The sequence below is a fragment of the Caulobacter sp. 602-1 genome, assembly GCF_003931565.1.
GTDB lineage: Bacteria > Pseudomonadota > Alphaproteobacteria > Caulobacterales > Caulobacteraceae > Caulobacter.
This window is the reverse complement of the sequence record NZ_RRYI01000081.1, coordinates 1-313: the sequence shown is the minus strand read 5'-3', so window position 1 is coordinate 313 and position 313 is coordinate 1. Positions and strand designations below refer to the sequence as shown.

Genomic DNA, 313 nt, shown 5'->3' with positions numbered 1-313 from the left:
GTGAGGCGGATGGCCCCGTCAGAGCCCGCGGCGGCGCGCACCGGGAAGGCGCTGGTCACCGCGCTGACGAAGCTGTTGGGTTCGGTCGTCTGAAAATAGCCGGCCAGGCGCAGGCCCGAGATCGACGGATCGGCGATGCGTATCTGCTGCCTGTTGTAGCGGTTGAACTCGGCCACCGCTTGCTCCAGCGACTGACCGTTAAGCGCGATCGCGCCCTGTCGCCAGGCCAGGGCGCGGTCGAGCTCGCTGTCCGACACGGCGCGCGAACGGCTGCCGGCCGAGCTGTAGATGGCGGTGACGCCGGCCGTCAGAC

1 pseudogene is annotated in these 313 nt (G+C 69.6%); it reads right to left on the bottom strand.

Features of this window, described 5'->3' with window-relative positions:
• A pseudogene (locus EIK80_RS25330) lies at positions 1-313 on the bottom strand (iron dicitrate transport regulator FecR); the annotation flags it as partial.